This window comes from Paenibacillus hubeiensis (assembly GCF_032334105.1).
Taxonomy (GTDB): Bacteria; Bacillota; Bacilli; order Paenibacillales; family Paenibacillaceae; genus Paenibacillus; species Paenibacillus hubeiensis.
Map to the genome: position 1 here is coordinate 224570 of NZ_JAVYAE020000001.1, position 17332 is coordinate 241901.

The following is a 17332-nucleotide window of genomic DNA, read 5'->3' on the forward strand; positions in this document are numbered from 1 at the left end:
TCTAGGAGACGAATCCCCGATCGGTATGGTCTTCCCCTTGATTAGTGCGGTATCTTCACCCTCATCTAACGATGTATATTTTCATTTTATCTGTTATCCGTTTTCAATAATGGTGAAAGAATGCAACAAAATGTTTATTTATTGTGGTGCTTCTCACTTTTCGTTGTATGAAAAACCCGCTCCCGCCGGTTTGCCATCTTCTTGTACGTCATCGAACTGCAAGAACCTTGTTCGGTATTTAAGCGGGGTTGTACCCACTTCTTGCTTGAACACTTGGACAAAGTATGACGGGTTTGCGAAACCTACCTCTGATCCGATCCATTCGACCGACTTTGCCGAAGTCTCCAGCAATCGGCATGCATGCCTCATCCGTTTGGCCGTAACATATTCCTTAAGGGTGCTGCCTGTTTGTTCATGAAAAAGTTTGGACAAATAAAATTTGGATAAATGCATGACTTCGGAAAGGTCATCCAAACGAAAGGATTCCTGATAGTGTTCATCGATCCAACTCATTACCTTTTGCGCGTAGCCGTTTGATTTGCGATCCTCCGCCGGGATCGGTCCGCTCATCCCCGAATGATGATCACGAATGAGAATGTCCAGAAGCCGCAGAATCATCATAGCGATCTCTTCCGTATCTTCCCCCCTGCCTTCCTGCCTTGAATGATCATAGTCTTCCAAATTACGTTCGACAACGGACTCGAAAGATAACAGGTCAAACGCTTGAACGATGGAGTTGCCGTTGCATAAAGAGGTAAACAGCGCTTTGCGTTTAGGCAAGGACTGCAGCATATCGTTAACCAGCTGCATGTCAAAGTGAAAAATGGTTCGGACGTAGGGGTTATCCGAATTCACGCTGGCATATACATGGTGCAGCTGATACGGCCGGAAAAAGAACAGCATCCCGCGGCGGATCGGGTATGTTTTACCGTTGACCACGACGTGCCCCGTTCCATCATGAACGTATAATACTTCGCAGCACTGGTGCCAATGATAGTAGCCTTTGTAATGAGTCGTATTCGTAAGCCGGTAGTCCCAAAACAGCTTGGAACCTCCGAAAATGACAGCCTCAAACATGCGTTTCATATCACTGCCCCCTATCCGAGTTCATTCGAGCCTGGCATCATTCCAATGTTCAAGTTGACCTTACCTGCTGCGTTGCGTCATTTACCAAAGATAAAGATCTTTTCCTTTGAGCTTGAGCGCAGCCTCCAAAAAAAAGAAATCCCCGTAAATCATGGGTTGATGGTGAACATTCGCATGATATGCTGCTGAACCGTTTTGAATGATGGCATCCGATTGGTTCGTCCAATTGCTTCGTGACTCCAATGCCTTTAACAGCTTTAATGCTGCTCTGAGATAAATGTTCTTGTCGTGCATTTCAACCGTCTTGGCCATTTCAATCAGACCGCAAGCCGCAATGGCCGCAGCTGTATCGTCCTCCAGCCGTGGTTCTGACGGCTGCCTGAAATCCACAGATATCACCCCGTTCTCAGGAATGTTGGATATAAAGTAATGTGCGATCCGCTTGGCCGCATTCAGGTATTCGATGTTCCCCGTATGATGATAACTCATCATGAATCCATATAGCGCCCACGACTGGCCTCTTGTCCACGAAGAGCCTGCTTGATAACCTTGACCGCCATGCGTTCTGATGATCCCGCCTTTGAAGGGATCGAATTCTACAATGTGGTTCACAGACCCGTCTGATCGAACGAACGCCGTTATGGCTGTATCCGCATGCATATTCGCAATGTGTCTGAATCTAGGATCTCCCGTTTCTTCTGCCGCCCAATACAGCAGCGGGATGTTGAGCATACAGTCAATGATTGCCCATCCCCTTGTATCCTCCCCTTCGATATCGTTCCAGGCTCGGAGGAAACCTCCGACGGGATTGAATCTCCCTGCCAAGAGGGTTGCTGCATGCAGGGCCCTTTTGCGGGAGTCCGAGTTATTCGTAAGTTTATAGTTGGCTACGCTCGTGAGCTGCCACATAAAACCAACGTCATGGTGCAGTCCATAAAAATCATCAAAGCATTTGTCCAGTTTTTCCTCTGACACCGAAGCAATATCTTTATATTTTTCCTGTCCCGTAGCATGGTACATCAGCCACATTATGCCGCCCCAAAAACCGTTGGTCCACCAATTGATTCCATCGGTGACTGTCCCTGAGGGGTTATGTACAGAACGATCGTCATGTGTCCCGCCAATGGTCGTATAAGGGATTTTATCCCTTGATTTTTCGCTTACCCAAGCCAATTTATGATCAAACTTGGCGATTAATCGCTCCAGCCATGACTGGTCTTCAACATTCAACATTTGCATTCCTTCTTTCTGTATACGATAACTTTTACTAAATAGGTTGAACCAATGATTTTTACACAGAGACACTACGCGGTCAGAACCATCTTTCGATCGCTGTTATCCCCGGATTTCTTTGATCCCCTTTTTCAAAGGGAAAATCCGGTGATCAGCCTATGCTTCCGAAGCAGCTTTCTTTCAGAAAGCTTTTAAGCGACCGCTTCGCTTCTCCAGATTCTTTCTGCCCTCTTCGTTATCGTGTAAATTTTCGGTTCAATCTATATAGTTATTGTAGTTCGTTCAGTAAGAAATAATTTTGAAAACAAGTAATGAAATGTTGATTTCTTGCAGTATTGCGGCACGGGGTTTACGCTTCATCCAAAAGCAGGGATGCCGGGTCACAAAGACCTGTTTCCCCGCTCGGGAAATGAACTTGATCATTTGGCGACTTTCTTCGTAGAACAACATCATGCTAACTTATCGCAACATATTGTTATATCTCCCTGGTCTCAAGCAATATACAATGAGGAAGATGCGCGATTCCGCTCCTATAGCGGTGAGGCGCAAGAACGATATCCCTACATTTTTGCCTGCAAAGGAGAGCTGACCGACATGACATTGAACCGTCCCGTACAGATGGGCGTTGATTATTATCCCGAGCATTGGCCGCCTGCCATGTGGGAACAGGATGCGAGGCTGATGGCCGAAAGCGGAGTTCGCATCGTGCGCGTCGGTGAATTCGCCTGGAGCCGGATGGAACCTTCGGACGGAAAGTTCGATTGGACTTGGTTAGACGAAGCATTAAATACACTTCACCGCCACGGGCTGCAGGTCGTTATTGGCACGCCAACGATGACCCCGCCTCGCTGGCTTACCGAAAAGTGCCCGGATATTCTGCCTGTGCTTCCAAACGGACAGATCAATCACGAAGGCGTCAGGGGCCACCGCTGTTATAACAGCCCCAGCATGAGAACTTACAGCGCCCGGATCGTGCAAAAGCTGACCGAGCGCTACGGCCAACACCCCGCGGTCATCGGCTGGCAGACCGACAACGAATTCAGCTTCACCGATTGCCAGTGCGACGCCTGCGCCGACGCGTTCCGGGAATGGGTCCGCTCCCGTTACGATACATTGGAGCAGCTCAATGAGGCTTGGGGAACGGTCGTATGGAGCGGAGAGTACAACGATTGGGAGCAAGTTACGCCGCCGTACGGGGGCTCCCCGTTCCAGAATCCTTCGCTGCTGCTCGATTACACCCGCTTCCAGTCGGATTCGATCGCTGCCTTCCAGCAGATCCAAATCGCGCTGATCCGTCGGAACTGCCCAGGTCATGCGGTTACGCACAATTTTCATACGTATCCGCAAAAAGCGGACCAATACAGCATCGGTCGGGAGCTGGATTTCGCGTCTTTCGATTATTATCCGAACCCTTCGCCGGGCAAAACGGAGACATCTCCTTACAGCGGCGCGCTGTCCCTGGATCTCACCAGAGGCATTAAACGCCGCAATTTCTGGATCATGGAACAGCTCAGCGGACCGCCGGGATGCTGGTTCCCGATGTGGCGAGCGCCCCAGCCGGGCTTCCTGCGCGCCCATTCCTGGCAGGCCATTGCTCGCGGAGCCGATGCGGTCGTGCATTTTCGCTGGCGCAGCGCCGTCGCGGGCGCAGAACAGTTTTGGCATGGGCTGATCGACCACAGCAACGTTCCCGGCCGCAGATTCCGGGAGTTTCAGCAGCTCTGCGCTGAAGTGAACCGGCTTGGCGAGCGTTTGCAAGGATCAACCCTGCAGCATCAAGTAGCGATACTGCACTCGCACGACCAACTGAACGCGCTTCATATCCAGAAGCAGGCGGAGGGTCTGGACTACTACGAGAACATCAAAGTCTGGCATCGCACATTAACTCAACTCGGCATCGGAGCCGATGTCATTCACGAAGCCGAATCGCTGGACGGGTACAGCGTCGTCATCGCCCCGCACCTGTATTTGCTGGACCAAGACAGCGCTGAACGGCTGCAAAGCTTTGCCGCTGCGGGCGGCACGCTTGTGCTTACCCATCGTTCGGGCGTCAAAAATAACAGCAACATCTGCACCATGTCTCCTCTTCCCGGCTTGCTGTCGACCTGTGCGGGGGTCCGGGTCATCGAATACGATCCACTCGGCAGCGACTCTGCTACAATATTGGGAGACCAAGGAGAACGATACTCTGCCTCGCAATGGGCCGACGTTTTGGAGCTGGATACGGCAGAAGCCATCGCCGTGTACGCCGACCAGTTTTATGCGAAAACCGCTGCCGTAACCCGGAACCGCTGGGGACAAGGGAACGTCTATTACATGGCCACGCAACCGGAGCAGGCCTACCTTAGCCAACTCCTTCGATCAATTGCTGAAGAACACGGATTATCAGAAGTACAGTCCCTGCCTCAAGGCGTACAAATGACGACCCGCACCGGGCCGGGCGGAACGTTCCGTTTCATCCTCAATCTCAGCCCCGAATCGGCCGTCGTCGACTTGGGTGCAGAAGCTCTTTCTGCATTGGATGCATCCCGCCTTGGGCCGAAGCTGGAGCTTCCTCCCTACGGTGTGGAGATTATTGAGGTCCGACCATAAGCGGATCCATGGAGATGCAAATAAAGCGAGGGTGCACACATGATGTGTGTACCCTCGCTTTTTGGGATGAACGAATGAACGTTGAATTAGACCGGCTGGGACGTCAGTTTGATGAAATCGGCCATCGAACGGATCTGAACGGCGCCTGGCCCCGTATTCCCGCCTGCGCCCTGCAATTCGGCTCTGGACACAAATTTCACCTTCACCGGAATGCCTGGGATGACGTCAAAGAAGTTGTCCGTGAAGACGCCTTCGTTTTCGGAAGAGATCCACACCTGTTTGGCCAGCACGTCGCTATCCAACACCAAATAGTGGCCATCGGCTTCTTGCACTTCGGTCACACGAAGGTTCGCCGGTTGCAGCGCAATATCCTTCGAGGCGGCAAAATAATGCTCTTGCACGATATCCTCCTGTCCATCCTGCGTCAGATCAAGACGCAGCAGCGTTGCAGACGCATCGCGTCCCTGCAGCCATTCGGCCTGATTCAACGTCAGCACGTTTTGCCCGGCATTGGCAGCCACGGACACTTCATGCGTTTCCTCGCGATAGACGGTGCCGTCAAAACCGATGAGGCGAAGGCGCAGCCTGCCTTGTACCGGCTTAAGCAAATCCGTGATCAAATGGATATCGATGACGTTATCCTTCGTACCGTCCACGGAGAGCAATACGTCGCTAAAGCTGCGTTTGGCATAATACTGCAGCGCCTTCCAGCGTCCGTAGTAATCCATGCCCGCCCAGGAAGCGACCGGCCAGCAATCGTTCATTTGCCAATATAATGTCCCCATGCAATACGGCTTGCGGCGACGATGAGCTTCGATCGCCATCTTCATCGCTTCAGCCTGAAGCACTTGGCTCATGTACAGGAATGACGGGAAATCCTTCGGCTCATGCAAGTACATGTCCATGTATTGCTTGATCAAACGGTTGCCTGCTCCGTTTTTCTGGTGAGCCAGCATTACCTCGGATTCCAGCGCCAGATCCGCTTCCTCCGCATAGGTGCGGACGGATTTGTATTCCGGGAACGACTGGAAGCCGTACTCGCTCATGAAACGTCCCACGTATTTGTTATAGTTCTCAAATGGCTCGACACTGTGCCACACGCCCCAGTAATGGATGTCCCCTTCCGACGTGGACGGATTGGCATGCTGGCTGGCGTCTCCGGTCAGGGAGACGAGCGGCGAGGAAGGCCAGTAATCGACGCCCGGCGCGTACGCTTCCACCACTTCCGGCAGCAGATCATGGAAGATGGCTTCATAATCGGCCCAAATTTTCTCCCGCTGTTCTGGCGTAAAGTCTTTTTTCCAACCCCATCCGCCTTCTTCAATATAGTGGGCCCAAGCCGAGTCGATCTCGTTGTTGCCGCACCACAGCGCGATGCTTGGATGGTTGCGCAGACGTTTCACGTTATCGATGGCTTCATGTCTCACGCTGTTCAGGAATGCTTCATCCCCCGGATACATGCTGCAGGCAAACATGAAGTCCTGCCATACGAGCAGGCCGTATTCATCGCACAATTCGTAGAAGACGTCTTCTTCATAAATGCCGCCGCCCCATACGCGAAGCATGTTCATGTTGGACTCAGCCGCCGAAACGATCTCGTGCAGGTAGCGTTCCCGCGTGATTTCGGTGGTGAAGCTGTCGTTCGGAATATGGTTTGCCCCTTTGGCAAACACGGCAACGCCGTTCAATTCAAAGTAGAAAGAGGCTCCTGCTTCGTCTTTATCGCGAACGAGCCGGATGGAACGCAATCCTGTTTTCACTTCGGCATTCGCCAGAATCCGCTCGCCCTCAACCACTTCGGCTGCAAAGCTGTACATGTGCGCTTCGCCCAAACCGCGGCTCCACCACAGCTTCGGTTCGCTGATCTCCACCGGAATCTCGACGGTTTGCAAACCTGCCTGAAGCGAAAATGATTTCTCCCAGCTCAGTCCATCCGTCTGAATGCGAATGACCGCTTCGGATGCTGCCGGCATTTCTACTTCCACAACGGCAGTCAGCGAAGCGAGGGAAGCGCTTACCTGATCTTGACGGATAAACACGTCGTGAATGTTGGCTTCCGTCCAGCCCTCCAGCCGTGCTTCGCGCCAGATGCCGCTCGTTACGAACCGTGGACCCCAATCCCAACCGTAATGGTATGGTGCCTTACGGGCGAAGATGCTCACTCGTTTGTCACCCAGTCCGCCTACGTCGGATTGGTCATTGGATGCAGGCAATGCATAACCCAGCTTCTCCAGTTTCGGCAGATCCTCCTGGATCGGAGACCTGAACCGGATATGAAGCACGTTGCCGGTCGCTTTGACGTAAGGTTTTACATCGACGTTCCATACGCGGAACATGTTGTCGGCGGACAGCACATGTTGGCCGTTCAAATATACGTCTGCGTAAGTGTCCAGCCCGTCAAACACCAGTTCCAGATGCTCCTGGGACAGCAACGCATCCTCGACGCCGAATTCCGTCCGGTACTCCCAATCTTTCTTGTCGATCCACTGAACCTCTTTCTCGTTCGTTCCGTAGAAAGGGTTCGGGATTTTTTCCAGTCTCAGCAAATCCGTATGCACGCAGCCCGGCACCTTAGCGGGCAGCCACTCTTGATCGTCGCAAGCCTTGAAGGTCCAATTTTCAAAAATCAGCGATTGTTTGCTCATAACAGCCTCCGTTAACGTGTGTTTGTTTTTTGGCGGTTTATATCGGTTATCTTGTTATGTTCTGTTATTATAAAACGAAATAACTTACAAAACAAAATTAACATGTTTTTATCTATTCAGTCAATCTGTTTTGTTGGCGTTTTGCAATTGTTCTGAATGAAGTATCGCATGGTATTCTTTCCTTACCACAAGTTCGGAATATATAAGCTTACGTTCTGCCGGCACGTCAGGGTTTTCCATGCGCCATAACAACTGGTCCACGGACCGCTTTCCCAGGTTCTCCTTGTCGACGCGAACGGTAGCCACAATCGGCTCGTCGGTTCGGGTGTCATCGAACCCGGTTACCGCGCAGCGTTCCGGGACCGGCACCCCTTTCTTTCTTAGTGCACCCAGCACGATGGAAGCCGTCAGATCGTTGTCGCAAACGAAGACTTCCGGAAGTTCCTCGAGCGGCATTTCGCCAATGGCTGCCTCAATATGTCCATGATCCGGTCCGAGCAATTCCGTCCGCTGCTGCCCCTCGATCTGCATTTCTTCCAGCATGGAACGATAGCCGAGCCAACGTTCCCTGAAGCTGGCGGCATCCGGCAGTTTCCCGGCAAACTGGAAGCGCTTGTACCCTGTGCCGATCAGCATCAGGACCAACTCCCTCATGCATTTCATGTTGTCCGTGAATATCGAATCGGCATGGATCGCCGGCTCCTCGTGGTCAACCATAACCAGCGGGATGTGCAGCCTGTATACCTCCAGCAGCATGGAGGTCGAAATCGAACCGACCGTAATGACGCCGCTGATCGCTTCGGGATTCAGCACCGAGAACATGCGCTCCGAGGACGGTTCGGTCAGCGTCAGGATGTCCATGCCCAGCTCGTTCAGGCGAGCCGAGATGCCATCGAAGACCGGTCCCCAATATAGGGATGAACGGTTCTGGGAGCGGATGTTGGGAAACAAGATGAGAACCGTTCCGCTTTGCTCCCCTTTGGCGTCCCGCTCAGGCTCTCCCCCCAATGAAGAACGCTTCGGCTCGGCCTTGAAATAGCCCAATTGCGCAGCGGTCCGCATAATCATCTCCCGGGTTTGCTCGCTTACGCCCGGTTTGCCGGTCAACGCGCGGGACACTGCAAATTTGGATACCCCTGCCGCATCGGCAATCTGCTGCATCGTTACTTTTTTGCCCATCCCATTCACCCTGTTTTCCTTTTTTTTGTTTCCAGTGTAGCACAAAACATTATACATAACAAAACAAGTTATCATTTTGTTTGTTTTGTTATGTTCTTTCCCGCTAACAGCAATCATTAAACAAAAAAAAGCCGGGGGCGGCCTTTGGCAGGGCGACTCCCGGACTTCATCCGTTTCCATCATATATGCATTTCGTTCGCAGACGTGCTCCTTTTCCGCCGTCGGTACATCGCATCCAATCCTTTAAGCTCCGCAACCAGCACGGCAAGCAGCATTAAAGCTGCTCCGGTATATCCTTGCAACGTTAATTGTTCTCCTTGAAAAATAAACGCAAAAGCTGCGGCAAACAGCGGTTCCAGCGAAAAGATGAGGCTTGTTCTCGCCGGAGAAGCATGGCGCTGGGCCAACGTCTGCAGAATATACCCGATCCCGCTGCACAAAATGCCAAGCCCCAAAATCGCTGCCCACGCTTCCGCGCTGTCAGGAAGGTGCGGCGTTTCGAACAGAAATGCTGCAGCGATGCCCAATCCGGCGGCCATGCCAAGCTGAATCGTTCCCAGGGTAAGCGGATCATGTTTCGGCGTGTATTTACCGGCAATGATGATATAAATGGCATAAACCAATGCGGCCAAAATGCACAGCACGTCTCCGATGTGCAAACGAAGCTCATGCTGCAGCGTAAGCAGCCCCAGCCCGCTCACGGCCAAAACAATGCTTGCAGCGAGCCGTACATCCGGCATTTTTTTATGGATGATCGTCATCAGAATCGGCACAAAAATGACCGCGAGACTAATCAAAAAACCTGCCTGCGACGCACTGGTCCGCTGCACCCCGTACGTAATCAGCACAAATGCCGCAAACAATACCGTACCCATCACGGCTCCCGCGATCCACGTTTTCCGATCCGCCCGCAGCAGCCTCCGGTGAAAGATGACGGCTGCAACGATAAACGCGATGGCGAAACGCAAAGCAATCAGATTCAGTTCCTGAATCGATGCGAGCCCTGATTTCATAAACAAATACGATGATCCCCAAATGATCGTGGCGAGCAGCATTTGCAGATCGGCCCTTCTTGCTGCCTGCCCCCGTGTTCTCCCTGATGATGATTCCATTCTGTCTCTACCTTGGTCCCATATATTTTGTGATGCGGAATATGTATTTGGCATTCTCGCCTTGGCAAGTATATCCGATCTTTTTGCATTATGAAAACGAATGTTTATAATGGATAACATGAAATCATTTCATGTATTATTCAGGAAAGGTTCGGGTCTCCATCATGTCGCTGGTTAAATATGAAATTCTGAATGCCGTCATTGAATATGGAAGTCTGACAAGGGCTGCAGAGGCGCTAAATATTACGCAATCCGCGGTGAGTCACGCCATTTCCAGCCTCGAATCGGAGTGTGGATTCTCCCTGCTCCATCGCGGGCGCTCCGGGGTACGCCTGACGGCCGACGGAGAACGGATGATCGTGTACATCCGGGAGATTTTGCGCTGGGCCGAGCTGTTGAATCAGGAAATGTCGCTCATCCGCGGGGCAGAAACGGGGACGGTACGCATCGGAACGTTTGCAAGTGTGTCGACGCAGTGGCTGCCCGGCATTTTGAAACAATTCCGCGTGCAGCATCCGGGGATCGGAATCAAATTATGGGAGGGAGATTATGCGGAGATATCCGCTTGGCTGGCCAGTGGAGCCATCGATCTCGGTTTTCTTTCTTTGGGAGACTCCCTCCCTTACGACTCCATTGAGCTGCGCAAAGATCGGATGATGTGCATTCTGCCCCTGGATCACCCACTCTCGACCGCCGAAACGCTCCCCTTCGAGCTGCTGCTCTCGGAGCCGTTCATCATGCCGAAATGGGGCGGGGATAACGAAATCGAACGGCTGATCAGACAATATGCTGCCAAACCGGACATCATATATGAGGTAGCCGAAGATCAAGCCATCATGGCGATGGTGCAGAACGGCCTTGGCATCAGTTTGCTGCCGGAAATGGTCCTGCGAGGCCACGAGCATGAGCTCGCGCTGATTCCTCTGGAAGGGGATCCGTTCCGCACGATTGGCCTGACTTGCCCGTCGCTCGACAATCTTTCTCCAGCAGCTCACCGCTTTATTGCAGCAGTTCAGGATTGGCTTGCCTTAGAACATTAACTTTCAAAGAGACGATTCAGGTATACCTCCCGATTGTTCAGAAAATCGCGGGTCAGGCGAAAATGCTCCGTCTCTTCATAGTCCACGGACTCCACACCATTTTCGTTGAAGTGATAGATGGTCGCTCCGGGATAAGACATCAGGATTGGAGAGTGCGTGGCAATGACGAACTGGGCTTTGCCGCTCCGTTCCAGATCATGCATCATGCGTAATAGAACAAGCTGATTTTGCGGCGACAGGGCCGATTCCGGCTCGTCCAGCAAATACAATCCCTTCTCGCTGAATCGTCCTGCAAAAAACTCCAGAAAACCCTGACCGTGAGAGCGTTCATTCAAGGAAACACCACCGTACGGGGCATACGCCGCACGCCCCACAAATGGCTCTTCAGCCAGTTCATCGATATATTTGGCAAAGGTGTCGAACGTCTCTGCCCGAAAATAAAATCCCTGATTCACCTTGGGCAGCCATTGCAGCGTCATGATCTCGGACAACGATGCATCATCCTTGTCACGACGAATGACGAGATCCCTGCCGCCGACAATGCTGAAGCCGCAGGATACACCCATCGCTTCCAACAGCGTCGATTTGCCTGATCCGTTCTCACCTACAAGAAACGTGACATTGTGCGAGAATTCCAATTGTTCGATCTGACGCAAAGCCGCGATGTTATAAGGGAAATTATCGCGGTTCATGGGTGGGCGTGCCGACCAGTCCAGCAGCACTCTTTTCAAAAAAGGCATGCCGTCCCCCCTCTCTCATCCATTGCTTACGAATTGCAGAACTCCGATCAATGTCATTAAAACGAACAGCACCGCAACGACAACGCCAAATCCGATCAAAAACCTGGCAGCCCCGGAACGCTGCGGTCCAAAGTCCTGCCTGTTTCGAGCCAGTTCATCCAGTTTTCGTTCCATCCGATCCAGTCTTTCGTGGATTTGTTGCGTTTCCTTGTCCATTCCTTCGTCTCCCCTCCGCTAATGGACTTGCTATTCCCACACCCGATCCAGTTGCTCCGAGTAAAAGCGAATGGCTCTGTTATACGCTTGAATGCCTGCGTTGCTTGAAGTGTCGGCCAGCATGAGCAGCAGCCGCTTCATCGCTTCGGCATGCTCGCCAAGATTATGCAGCACCATCGCGTAAAATACCTCGAACTCGCCACGTTCCGGGAATTCATCGATCCCCCGCCCCAGCCACGCTTTTGCTTCCTCATACTGACCCAGCGTGCGATAGGTGCTGCCAAGGCCAAGCATGGCTCCGGCACGGTCTTCTCCGACAAGGCCAAGATTCAACGCTTTCTCATAATAAGGAACGGCTTCCCGCTCCAAACCAAGTGAATCATACGCCCAAGCCAATTGATACCATACCTGCGCATTATCGGGTTCGCGCAGCGCAATCTGCTGCATGGATTTAATGGCGTCTTCCGCCTTCCCCTGCTCTCTTAACAAAATAGCCTGCTCTAATGCCGCCATTCTGACACAACCCTTTCCATGTCGATCTCTTTAATTATACAAAAAATTCCTTATCAGGTCATTACCATGAAAAAAATCTGGTGCATTTTATATTAATCCGGTGACCCGCCTATGCTTCCGCTTCAGGTTTCTTTCCGAAAGCTTTTAAGCGACCGCTTTGCTTCTTCAGATTGGTTCTGCTTCTTGAACAAACCAAAAACACCCCGCCGTGAGCAAGGACACGGGCTGAAATCCACCCTCTTCCTTGTTGCGGGATGTTCGATCATTCTGTGGTCTCGCAGGACGAAGGCAGCGTCGCAGTCGTAACTGCCATCGTTCCCCCGCATGTTAAGCCCAAGTTGTATTCGCTACCATAACGATAAATACCAGCATCAGGTAATTAACGGAAATGAGGAAATTCGTTTTCGCCCATTTCTCATCATCCTGGGAGCGTAACCCGGAGAGCGTATGTACCAACCAAATCAATCCCCCCACCGTCGACACGATGAGAAAAACGATTCCAACGTAATCGTAATGATAAAGCAGAATAACTGCAGGCAGCAAAAGCAGCACGTAAGGAATCATCTGAATTTTGGTCCGTTTGATGCCTTTCACTACAGGCAAAAGCGGGAATCCGGCTGCGCGATACTCCTCAACTCTGCGGATGCCAAGCGACCAGAAATGTGGCGGCTGCCACAGGAACAGAAGCGCAAACAGCAGCCAGGCGCCGGCATCCACCTGTTCGGTCACTGTGCAATAACCGATGACAGGCGGCATCGCGCCCGCGATTCCGCCGAGCGAGGTGCTCCATGTGGAGCTGCGTTTAAGCCAGATCGTGTACACGACAATATACGCAAACCATCCCCCGAGAGCAAGCCAAGCCGACAACGGATGCACGAGCACATACAATACGGCAAAGCCGGCCAGCCCCAGCACGAGGCCGTAACCCAACACAAATCCGGGGTTCAGATGATTGATGTACTCGATCCGCTTTTTCGTCCGTTCCATTTTCTGATCCAATTCACGGTCCCAATAGTTGTTGATGACGCATGCTGAGGCAATGACCAGGGTAGAGCCAATAATCACCATCAGCAGGGATAACCAGTCGATATCCCACTTTGAAGCAACCCAATAACCGACCACCACAGCAAACACATTCAGCCGCAGCAATCGGGGCTTCGTTAGTGCAATCATGTCTTTAAGCATGAATAAGCAGCCTCCTGAACGGAATACAAACACCATTCCAATAATGATACATGCTGTTCCTGACAATTACAATGTTTCTATGATTTTTCTCATACCGTCTTCCGTGAAAAATGGACAAAAAAAACTCCGTTCAGAAAACGGAGGTCTTTTCTTTGAAAAGCTTTAGGCTTCATGTATATTATGGAATATATTGCTGTACGATTTTGACCACTTGTCCATCCTTCACCGTCAGATGATACGGAAACACGGACAGATCCACGATGGTTTTGTTGTCATACAACGATTCGAATTTATTCAATGTCACAGGTTCGTTCCACTGAATGTCCGCTCCGGCATATGTACCGTCCCGGTCATACAGCTGCATCAGCACTTCGGCATCTGCTTGAACTTCAACCTTTTCCTGTTCTTTGCTGTCATTCACAATATAATAACCATCCGGGGCTCCATCCAATCCCGAATCGGGGTTGCGCTGCTCGAATATGGTGTCAGCCTCTTCGCCTTGGTACCAGCCGATTTTGTCTACGATCAGGAACAGCTTGCCGTTCTCCTGTTGTATGCCATCGACGTAAGCGGTGTACGTCTCCGAATTGGTTGCCAACGTTTCCTTTGCGGTGGAAAGCGATGTTGCCGTGATTCCCTCCGCTTTGGCCGGAGTCCATAAATATGCAGCAATCACCATGATGCCCAGCAAAGCAACGCCTGCGCCAATCCACCGAAATTTCCATTGTTTTGCCGCGTTCTTCATAGCAGCATCTCCCCTTAATCACTTTACTTCCTACATCATACTTCAGTTATAAAGATCAAAAGTATCATATAAGTTGAAAAATGGTTACAATCCGGCTTCCATGAACAAGGAACCCCGGGCGTGCTTGATTCAATCCCAGGGTTCCTTGAGAAATCTCCCGATTAATGATTAATGTGTCAATGTGCCCGTTGGGCCAGACGAACCAGCATGTGTGCAAGCATATGCTGTTCCTCTTCGCGGCCTACGCTCCAAAGCTCCTGAAGGAGCTTCTCTTCGCTATTGCGCGGTTCCTCGTTGGCCGCAAGATAATCGGCAACCTTCTCCGCGATGCGAGCCATCTGTTCTTCCCCGAGGCCAATCGCTTCGCCTACGGCAATGCGTTTAGCAAGATACTCCTTGAAAGTTTCGAAATTGTGCAGAATCTGCTCGCGTTGTTCCGGAGCAATCCGGTTTACGGCATCCTCTACTTGTCCCAGTTCCACCTGGCCGTCTTTGCGAATAACATGATTGTCTTCATTCATCATGGTTGATTCCTCCTAAGCTTGTCGGATTTGGTCTTGCCCATACCGTTAATATAAACGTCTTGGCGAAGATTAATCAGAAAGCTTTGGTTCGATCAGGCGATTTCGAATTTTGCCCATTTATTTACACGGATGGTTGGCTTGCGCGCCATACCGCTATGCCGGACATCACATACAAAAGAGCGCTCAGATAAAACAAAACATCAATCGTCAGCCAATCAATGAGCATACCTCCCATAATAACGGCAAATCCCGAAGCGGCCGCGGTCCAAAAGTGATAATGTCCTACAGCGTGCCCCCGCCGACCCGGTTCCGTGTAGTCCGCGAGCAGTACCCGCTCGCTCATGCGCTGCATGGCATTGCACAGCCCCATCAACATCTGAAGCAACAATACCCAAATATACGAGCCTACCCAAGGAAATGCAAGCATCGCTGCGGCCATGCCGAAGGCACTGACCGCCAGCATCTGCCTGGCCTGTCGATCCATTCGCGGAGCGAGCCACTGCGAAACGGCAGCCGAACTGATCGTAAACACGGCAAAAGCCAATCCGTACTTGGAGTAGCTGTTGCCGAGATTTTTGAGAAAGAGGAGATAATAGGGATAGATCATGCCGGACGCCAGCGTGACGATGCTCTGCGAACGGACCAGCCATCTGATATTGTTCATTGGTGATCTCCTCCGTACTGTTCCATAAAATAATTCATAAATACGTGCTGCGGATCATATCGGTCCTTGGCCGCAAAAAATTCGCCGCTCCGCGTATAGGCTCGCCTAAATTGGGACAATGACGGGTAAGCATAATAAGGCAAATAATATGTGCCATCATGCCGGATTGCCGCATCAATGATCTTCCGAAGCCCTGATTGAAAGCGGTCCTGCTCCTCCTTCGAAAGCGAGGCATGGAAAAGGCATACGAGTCCGAACATGTCTTCGGTCGCGTAGGACAGCACAGCTTCGTCATCTTTTCCAACGTAACGTACCGTGACGTTCAGCAAATCCAGGTTTTCTCCTGCAACGATCTCCCCCATCTCCCGCACAAATGCCGGAAAAGCATCTACAGGGATGAAATATTCCTGCAGCAGATCATTCTCCCCTGGCTGATGATATTCCATAAACGCCGATTCGGAAGCCATCGCATTGTTTCGGCTTAACCGCTTGCCTTCCTGCGCTTCGAAATACCGCTGCTGCAGCGGCCAGAACCAGGCCCGTCCCCATGCAAATTCGCGATTTAGGTTAAACAGAATTTTGGCAGGAAGCACCCCTTGCTCGCGGCCTTCAAGGCGACGATAATCGTTCAAGTCCGCTTCAGGATCGGTAACGTAATTGAGAGCATACATCTCCCTGAAATATCCTTCACCTGGCTGCACCGATAATCTGGCCAAATGCAAACGTACACGCTCGTCCCCCAGCACTTGGCGACGGAAATAATCGGGGTATTCTTCGGCCTGCAAACGGTCCGTCGTCAATTGTAGAACCTCATCATCAGTCAGGCTTAAGGTCACATCGAGGATCAGGCCAAACAAACCGTACCCTCCCAGCGCCAGCGGAAACAACTCGGCGTTATTGGCTCGGCTGACATCCCTGACCCGGCCATCCGCCGTAAGCAGCCGAAAAGATTGCACGCTCTGAATTAACGACCCGTTACGGAGATCGCGCCCATGCGCATTCACGCTGATTGAGCCACCGACGGTGAAAATGTTTTGCGACTGCATGTTCTTGACCGAAAGGCCATATGGATGAATGGCATGCTGAACGTCCGCCCAGGATGCTCCGGCTTGAACGCGAATGGTGCGGGCCTCGGGATCAACCTCCAACACTTTATTGTATGCGGACATGTCAATGACGATGCCGTCCTCGTAATAGGTGTGCCCTCCTTGGCTATGACGCTGCCCTGCAATGGATATCGTCAAATTCCGTTCCTTCGCTTCGCGGACGAGTTGGATCAACTGCTGCTCCTCCCGTCCTGACACAACGCGTTCCACTTTGACAGGATGCAGGCGGCTATAGTCCGTAATGAGAAACGGATTTTGATCATCGCCATCTGTCCGCCAATAGGTCCAAACGCACAGGAATATGAGCAGCAAAAGGGCGATCGTTTTCTTCAGGCCGTCCCCTCCTCCCTTTTCCCAACGTTTCAAAGCAACAACCATGGTTAATGTTTATACATATAGATTACAACGGCTGGAGATGTTAAGGAATACCCAGATTAACCAAAATGAGGAGGGAATGCATAGTGAGCAACCATGAAAAAGAACATAACAAGCACGAATGGGAGCTGAAGCCTAATGTCAACGAGATGTCCGACCCTGACGACTACAATCCGGGACCTACGGATATGATCGAGAATGCGGTTGGAGAGATTATGGACAACATCTCGGGAGCAAACCGTAAAAAAGGCCATTCCAAAGAAAAATAATAAGTATATTTAAGATGAAACGTATAAATTCCACAATATCGCCTTTCCCCCGCATGGGGGAGGGCTTTTTGGCTTTTGAATTTTTTCATGACGATCGGTTGGACATTT

General features: G+C 51.4%; 16 protein-coding genes. 3 read left to right on the top strand and 13 right to left on the bottom strand.

The window, feature by feature from the left end:
* Window positions 1-153: 153 nt before the first annotated feature.
* Window positions 154-1086, bottom strand: coding sequence for a helix-turn-helix domain-containing protein (locus RSX24_RS00940; RefSeq protein ID WP_236417365.1), 933 nt, complete (start codon window positions 1084-1086; stop codon window positions 154-156).
* Between the two features lie 81 nt (window positions 1087-1167).
* Window positions 1168-2319, bottom strand: coding sequence for a glycoside hydrolase family 88 protein (locus tag RSX24_RS00945; RefSeq protein WP_343259432.1), 1152 nt, complete (start codon window positions 2317-2319; stop codon window positions 1168-1170).
* Window positions 2320-2913: 594 nt separating this feature from the next.
* Here RSX24_RS00945 and RSX24_RS00950 point away from each other — a divergent pair.
* Window positions 2914-4911, top strand: coding sequence for a beta-galactosidase (locus RSX24_RS00950; RefSeq protein ID WP_343259433.1), 1998 nt, complete (start codon window positions 2914-2916; stop codon window positions 4909-4911).
* 86 nt (window positions 4912-4997) lie between these two features.
* Here the strand turns inward: RSX24_RS00950 and RSX24_RS00955 are convergent, their stop codons facing one another.
* The 3 genes from RSX24_RS00955 to RSX24_RS00965 form a co-directional block, all read right to left on the bottom strand.
* Window positions 4998-7556: a beta-mannosidase gene (locus RSX24_RS00955; RefSeq protein ID WP_343259434.1), complete on the bottom strand. Its 2559-nt coding sequence runs from the start codon at window positions 7554-7556 to the stop codon at window positions 4998-5000.
* Between the two features lie 120 nt (window positions 7557-7676).
* Window positions 7677-8735 carry a substrate-binding domain-containing protein gene (locus RSX24_RS00960; RefSeq protein ID WP_343259435.1) on the bottom strand — a complete coding sequence of 353 codons (1059 nt, stop codon included), beginning with the start codon at window positions 8733-8735 and terminating at the stop codon, window positions 7677-7679.
* 179 nt (window positions 8736-8914) lie between these two features.
* A complete protein-coding gene (locus RSX24_RS00965; RefSeq protein WP_343259436.1) occupies window positions 8915-9847 on the bottom strand; it encodes a DMT family transporter in 933 nt (310 codons plus the stop codon).
* Between the two features lie 131 nt (window positions 9848-9978).
* Between RSX24_RS00965 and RSX24_RS00970 the strand changes: the two genes are divergently transcribed.
* Window positions 9979-10887: a LysR family transcriptional regulator gene (locus RSX24_RS00970; RefSeq protein WP_343259437.1), complete on the top strand. Its 909-nt coding sequence runs from the start codon at window positions 9979-9981 to the stop codon at window positions 10885-10887.
* Here RSX24_RS00970 and RSX24_RS00975 read toward each other — a convergent pair.
* From RSX24_RS00975 to RSX24_RS01010, 8 genes are all read right to left on the bottom strand, one after another.
* Window positions 10884-11627 (bottom strand): AAA family ATPase, encoded by a 744-nt coding sequence (locus RSX24_RS00975; RefSeq protein ID WP_343259438.1) that lies wholly within the window; start codon window positions 11625-11627, stop codon window positions 10884-10886. The genes RSX24_RS00970 and RSX24_RS00975 overlap by 4 nt on opposite strands.
* A 15-nt stretch (window positions 11628-11642) precedes the next feature.
* Window positions 11643-11843 (bottom strand): hypothetical protein, encoded by a 201-nt coding sequence (locus RSX24_RS00980; protein ID WP_236417354.1) that lies wholly within the window; start codon window positions 11841-11843, stop codon window positions 11643-11645.
* 30 nt (window positions 11844-11873) lie between these two features.
* Entirely contained in the window at window positions 11874-12356 is a 483-nt protein-coding gene (locus tag RSX24_RS00985; protein WP_343259439.1) for a tetratricopeptide repeat protein, read from the bottom strand.
* A gap of 327 nt (window positions 12357-12683) precedes the next feature.
* Window positions 12684-13541, bottom strand: coding sequence for a heme o synthase (cyoE, locus tag RSX24_RS00990; RefSeq protein ID WP_236417351.1), 858 nt, complete (start codon window positions 13539-13541; stop codon window positions 12684-12686).
* A gap of 178 nt (window positions 13542-13719) precedes the next feature.
* Entirely contained in the window at window positions 13720-14286 is a 567-nt protein-coding gene (locus tag RSX24_RS00995; protein ID WP_343259440.1) for a hypothetical protein, read from the bottom strand.
* 176 nt (window positions 14287-14462) lie between these two features.
* Window positions 14463-14807: a DUF3243 domain-containing protein gene (locus RSX24_RS01000; protein WP_236417433.1), complete on the bottom strand. Its 345-nt coding sequence runs from the start codon at window positions 14805-14807 to the stop codon at window positions 14463-14465.
* Between the two features lie 124 nt (window positions 14808-14931).
* Complete coding sequence (locus RSX24_RS01005) at window positions 14932-15474, bottom strand: MFS transporter (protein WP_343259441.1); 543 nt, start codon at window positions 15472-15474, stop codon at window positions 14932-14934.
* Window positions 15471-16946 carry an FAD-binding oxidoreductase gene (locus RSX24_RS01010; RefSeq protein ID WP_343259442.1) on the bottom strand — a complete coding sequence of 492 codons (1476 nt, stop codon included), beginning with the start codon at window positions 16944-16946 and terminating at the stop codon, window positions 15471-15473. Before RSX24_RS01010 ends, RSX24_RS01005 begins: the two co-directional genes overlap by 4 nt.
* Before the next feature lie 95 nt (window positions 16947-17041).
* Between RSX24_RS01010 and RSX24_RS01015 the strand changes: the two genes are divergently transcribed.
* Entirely contained in the window at window positions 17042-17224 is a 183-nt protein-coding gene (locus tag RSX24_RS01015; protein ID WP_343259443.1) for a hypothetical protein, read from the top strand.
* Window positions 17225-17332: the final 108 nt, after the last annotated feature.